At 61.8% G+C, this 631-nt stretch carries 1 protein-coding gene; it reads right to left on the reverse strand.

Translation table 11 applies throughout. The features are described from left to right. Positions 1–37: 37 nt before the first annotated feature. The coding region (locus FXO19_RS19025) for an IS30 family transposase (protein ID WP_149196686.1) at positions 38–631 on the reverse strand (594 nt) is incomplete at its 5' end.

The following is a 631-nucleotide window of genomic DNA, read 5'->3' on the forward strand; positions in this document are numbered from 1 at the left end:
GGTGAGCGGTGAATTCAACCACCAAGTGCGACAGCCCTCAGTAGCCGAGTAGGCGTTGTCGCGGGGTCTGATATTCATATCGCTTCCTCGGTCGGGTGTTAAGTTTCTCGGCAATGGCATCGCACTGCCGTTGAGTGAGCAGGCGCATGCTGCGGCCTTTCGGCAGGTACTGCCGGATCAGTCCATTGGTGTTCTCGTTGCTGCCGCGTTGCCATGGATGATGTGGCCTGGCGAAGTAAACGGTGGCGCCGGTGGCGGCCTCGATGTGCGCGTAGCCATGGAACTCGGTGCCGTTGTCCGAGGTGATGGTGGTGAAGGGAACGCCGGCGCGTTCGATCAAGGCAATGGTTCGCCGGTTCAATGCCTTGGTGGTCCGATTGGGAAGTTTGCCGATGAGCAGATAGCCGCTGGCCCGCTCCACCAACGTGACGATGCACGGCTTCTCCCAAGAGGCACCGATGACCGTGTCGATCTCCCAGTGACCTTGGACCTGGCGATCTTCGATCTCGGCAGGACGTTCTTCGATCATCCGCTTGCCCCGCAGGCGGCCGCGGCGATCCGGGCCGTAATGGCGTTTGCGGCGCTTGTAGCGACGGCGCAGGTCCATATACAAGGTGCCGCCGGCGCGCCA

The organism is Luteimonas suaedae, from assembly GCF_008312895.1.
Taxonomy (GTDB): Bacteria; Pseudomonadota; Gammaproteobacteria; order Xanthomonadales; family Xanthomonadaceae; genus Luteimonas; species Luteimonas suaedae.